At 42.5% G+C, this 4,749-nt stretch carries 4 protein-coding genes; 3 read left to right on the forward strand and 1 reads right to left on the reverse strand.

The window, feature by feature from the left end; translation table 11 throughout:
* Positions 1-115 precede the first annotated feature (115 nt).
* Positions 116-1,129, reverse strand: coding sequence for a putative 2-aminoethylphosphonate ABC transporter substrate-binding protein (locus E5A76_RS05690; RefSeq protein ID WP_161118360.1), 1,014 nt, complete (start codon positions 1,127-1,129; stop codon positions 116-118).
* A 283-nt stretch (positions 1,130-1,412) separates the two neighbouring features.
* Between E5A76_RS05690 and phnW the strand changes: the two genes are divergently transcribed.
* The 3 genes from phnW to phnX are packed head-to-tail and all read left to right on the forward strand — an operon-like array spanning position 1,413 to position 4,740.
* Positions 1,413-2,531, forward strand: coding sequence for a 2-aminoethylphosphonate--pyruvate transaminase (gene phnW / locus E5A76_RS05695; RefSeq protein WP_161118361.1), 1,119 nt, complete (start codon positions 1,413-1,415; stop codon positions 2,529-2,531).
* Positions 2,531-3,901, forward strand: coding sequence for an aspartate aminotransferase family protein (locus E5A76_RS05700; RefSeq protein WP_161118362.1), 1,371 nt, complete (start codon positions 2,531-2,533; stop codon positions 3,899-3,901). Before phnW ends, E5A76_RS05700 begins: the two co-directional genes overlap by 1 nt.
* Positions 3,902-3,930: 29 nt before the next feature.
* Positions 3,931-4,740 carry a phosphonoacetaldehyde hydrolase gene (gene phnX / locus E5A76_RS05705; protein ID WP_161118363.1) on the forward strand — a complete coding sequence of 270 codons (810 nt, stop codon included), beginning with the start codon at positions 3,931-3,933 and terminating at the stop codon, positions 4,738-4,740.
* Positions 4,741-4,749 lie beyond the last annotated feature (9 nt).

The raw sequence follows: 4,749 nt of genomic DNA on the forward strand, positions 1-4,749 counted from the left end.
TGACTCCGATTGAATATCGAAATCAGGCCTTACAAGCCGCTTAACCGAAATGTCCAACTTTATGGGGTCACATCATGTGCTCGACAGCTCGGCTTTAATTGTGATGGGGATATGACTATGACTTTGGCTCAGATTTTGAGTCAAACTTTTCAGACCAAGTCTTTAAAACAGCTTTACGAGATGAAGCCATTTTTGAGAAATCTAATTTAGCCATGGATTTTTCTACATCTGGGTAGTTAGGCACAGGCTTCGACTCTGCCTTAAGACCAACAACAGGGTAGAATTCGTTATATAGTTTGTTTGCTTCCGGTGAAATTGACCAATCGACTAAGCGTTTCGCTGCCGCTGAATTTGCATTAACTAGGCCAACTGCTTCTGCTTCCCAGCCCACACCGCCTTTAGGCATGATAACGTCGATTGGTGCACCTTGTGACTTCAATGTTGCACCACGAATAGCCATGGAAATACCGATGGCTACTTCACCTTGTGCTGCTTGTACACAAGGCTTAGAACCTGAATGTGTGTAGTGATCGATATTCTTATCCAGCTTGGTCATGTATTCCCAACCTGCTTTATCACCCATTGTTTGTAGCCATGCTGAAACCTGCATATAACCCGTACCAGAAGATGCAGGGTTAGGCATCGCAATGTGGCCTTGATATTCAGGTTTTAGCAGATCTTGCCAAGATTCTGGTTTTGTTAAACCAAGCTTTTTACCAACAACTTCGTTATAACAGACGGCATTAAAGAATGCATCATTACCAAACCATGCCTTGTTTGCTTGAGGGTCAACCAGAGATGGACGAACGTTAGCTAAACCTTTTGGAGAGTACGGTTTCAAGATGCCATTTTCTTTCAGTAGTGCCATTGATGAGCCAGCTAAGCCCCATACCACATCAGCACGTGGCGCATCTTTTTCTGCTAATAGCTTAGCTGTCATGATCCCCGTTGAATCACGTACCCATTTGATTTTGATATCTGGGTTTGCTTTTTCGAAGCCATTTTTAAATTTCGCAAGCATGTCAGTTTCAAACGCACTGTATACCGTTAGTTCCTCTGCGGCAAAAGCGTGAGTAGCTGAAAGGGCGGTGATAGCAGCAAGAGGGGCTAGCATCCAACGGTTCTTCATTATCGTATCTCCATGATTATGTAAATCTTACTCAAGATGACTTTTTGGTATGTACCAGTTTGTAAGCCATTACGATGCTAGAGTGTGTTTATGACGCTTAGATGATTACTTCGTTGCAATTTAAAGTCGGTTTTATGTGGTTTATATGACCAACAGAGTGAAAAGTATTACAGGAGGATGGTAAGTATGAATCTTTTATTAACTCTTATCTTAGGGCATTTACAGTATCGTTTTTAAGTCGTTATAGTTTTCATATCTGGTATAGTCCAAATGGAAGATCGAAATGGAAAACTCGACAAATCAATACTTGCTACTAACACCTGGGCCATTAACAACCACTAAAACTGTTCGTGAAGCGATGTTGAAAGATTGGTGTACGTGGGATGATGATTACAATAAAGAAATTGTTGAAGTGATCCGTACCAAACTGGTGGATTTGGCAACGCATCATCAGGGTTACACCTCAGTATTAATGCAGGGCAGTGGTAGTGCATCAGTTGAAGCGACTATAGGCACAGTAATGCCTGAGAATGGCAAACTGTTAGTGATTAATAATGGTGCTTATGGCAAACGTATTGGTCAAATTGCACAGTATCTTAAGATTGATCACCATGTCATTGAGTTAAATGAAGTTGAGCAGCCAGATCTTGAACATATTGCAGCTTTGCTTGATAGCGACAGTGCAATTACTCATGTTGCAATGGTGCATTGTGAAACCACGACAGGGATGCTTAATCCTATAGAAGCCGTTTGTGATTTAGTGAAATCACACAATAAGATCATGATCTTAGATGCTATGTCGAGCTTTGGTGGTATTCCAATGGACTTAGGTGAGTTGGGCGTGGATTTTATGATCAGTTCAGCAAATAAATGCATTCAAGGCGTACCGGGGTTTGGCTTTGTCATCGCTAAAAGCGATGAGCTGCTGAAATGTCAGGGGCAAGCTCGCTCATTATCATTGGATCTGTATGATCAATGGGATTGTATGGAGAAAAATCATGGTAAATGGCGTTTTACTTCTCCAACACATACAGTACGCGCTTTTTACCAAGCGATGTTAGAACTTGAACAAGAAGGCGGAGTTGCGGCACGCTATCAACGTTATGTTACTAATCAGCGCATATTGGTTGAAGGAATGGAAGCATTAGGTTTCCGTTGTTTACTAGCTCAATCTCTTCATTCTCCGATCATTACTTCTTTTTATTCTCCAACCGATACGGATTATGATTTCAACCACTTCTATCGCTTACTTAAAGCACAAGGTTTTGTGATTTATCCGGGTAAGGTGTCGAATGCGGATTGTTTTCGTATTGGCAATATCGGTGATGTTCATAACGACGATATATACCGTTTAATTGATGCTATTCGTCGCACTATGTTCTGGCAGAAGGCGGCATCGTAATGACGCATCATCCAACCGATGCGATGTATTTACGCAGTGAAGGTGATACCAATACGACTGAAGCAAGAAAGCAGTGGTATCAAACGCTAAATTCACCGCAAACCGAGGCTATGTTAGAGCAAGATAGCCAATATTTCTTACATCAATCCATGTCCACGCCTTGCATGAATGTATTAGCAGCGGCGGAAGGAATTTATATTGAAGATCTTAGCGGTAAACGCTACATGGACTTTCATGGTAATAACGTTCATCAATTGGGTTATGGACATCCTCAAGTGTTATCGCGAATTCAACAGCAGTTGCTTGAATTGCCGTTCGCACCACGTCGATTTACCCATAAAACCGCTATTGATTGCGCCAAAAAACTCACAGAAATTGCTGGTGGAGAGTTAAACCGAGTGTTGTTTGCGCCCGGCGGAACATCAGTGGTGGGTATGGCGTTAAAACTTGCACGAGTGGTAACCAGTAATTCAAAAGTGGTGTCACTTTGGGATTCTTTTCATGGTGCATCACTAGATGCTATCTCTGTTGGTGGTGAAGCGTGTTTTCGTCAAGGAATGGGGCCACTAATGGCTGGCGTTGAGCGTATTCCGCCACCTGTGATTTACCGTGGCGCTTTTCCTCGTGATGACAATAGCGATGTGCATTATGCCGATTACCTTGAATACGTGATTGAAAAAGAAGGTGGCATCGGTGCTTTTATTGCCGAGGGGTTACGTAATACCGATGTTCAAATACCATCGAAAGCCTACTGGAAGCGCGTGCGTGAGATCTGCGATAAGCATAATGTCATGTTAATTATCGATGACATTCCTAACGGCATGGGAAGAACAGGACATTGGTTTACACATCAAGCTTTTGATATCGAGCCCGACATGCTTTGTATCGGTAAAGGATTAGGTGGCGGTGTTGTGCCTTTTGCAGCCTTGATCACCAAGGATAAATATAACCAAGCGGCTGATATATCGCTGGGACATTATACCCATGAGAAAAGTCCGATTGGGTGTGCCGCCGCTCTTGCCACCATCAATGTGATTGAAACGGATAACCTGCTTGAGAAAGTTAAACAAGATCAAGATTACGTGTCGAAGCGATTAGCACAAATGCAGCAAGGTTATCCAATTATTGGTGATGTACGTGGAATAGGGTTGTTATGGGGCATTGAGCTAGTCACAGATAGGCAAACTAAACAACGTGCTTATGATGCAGCAGAGCAAGTGTTGTATCGCTGCTTAGATCTCGGTCTGAGCTTTAAAGTGTCGCAAGGTAACGTATTACAACTTAGCCCACCATTGATTATTGAACGTGATGAGCTTGCTCGTGCTTTAGATATCGTCGAACAAGCTATTAGTGAAGTCATTATTAACTGAATTGATGTGAAAATTTAAAAGGATAGAAAATGAAACAGATCCAAGGTGTGATTTTTGATTTAGCTGGAACCGTTGTTGATTTTGGCTCATTTGCACCAACAACCATTTTTGTTGAAGCATTTCGTCGTGGTTTTGATTTTGATATTTCACTGCAAGAAGCACGAGTTCCGATGGGGTTAGGAAAGTGGGATCACATCAAAGCGGTTGGCGAACTGCCTGAAGTGGCACAACGTTGGCAAACACAGTTTGGTCGTGAAATGGATGAATCTGATATTGACACGATTTACGATACGTTCATGCCATTACAAATAGCCAAAGTGGGTGAGCACGCTGATTTGATCCCAGGCACTGAATATGTAGTCGCTGGCTTGCGTGATCAAGGTATTAAAATTGGCGCATGTACAGGTTATCCACGTGCGGTACTGGATGCACTATTACCTTCACTTAACCATAATGGTTTTACGCCTGATTATGTCGTTGCTACCGATGATCTTGAGGTTGGTGGTCGCCCTGCAGCCTTTATGGTATTAAAAAATATGCTGGAATTAGGACTAGGTGATGTTACCACTTGTATTAAAGTCGATGATTCTGTTCCCGGTATTAGTGAAGGGCTAAATGCTGGTATGTGGACTGTGGCACTATTGCTTTCTGGTAACGAGGCTGGTTTAACTCAAACACAATTTGAAGCGGCAGATGAAGCGGCATTAGCGGTTGCACGTGAAAAAGCAAAGAAAGCGTTTAGCACCTCAGGTACTCACTATCAAATTGATACGATAGCAGATTTACCGGAAGTCGTGGCTGATATCAATTTACGTTTAGCGAACGGTGAAAGACCATAACGCTATAAA

This window comes from Photobacterium lucens, assembly GCF_009873615.1.
Taxonomy (GTDB): domain Bacteria; phylum Pseudomonadota; class Gammaproteobacteria; order Enterobacterales; family Vibrionaceae; genus Photobacterium; species Photobacterium lucens.

Coding starts and splice junctions, on each gene's coding strand:
- E5A76_RS05690 (WP_161118360.1), bottom strand. CDS start 1,129: ATGAAGAACCGTTGGATGCTAGCCCCTCTTGCTGCTATCACCGCCCTT.
- phnW (WP_161118361.1), top strand. CDS start 1,413: ATGGAAAACTCGACAAATCAATACTTGCTACTAACACCTGGGCCATTA.
- E5A76_RS05700 (WP_161118362.1), top strand. CDS start 2,531: ATGACGCATCATCCAACCGATGCGATGTATTTACGCAGTGAAGGTGAT.
- phnX (WP_161118363.1), top strand. CDS start 3,931: ATGAAACAGATCCAAGGTGTGATTTTTGATTTAGCTGGAACCGTTGTT.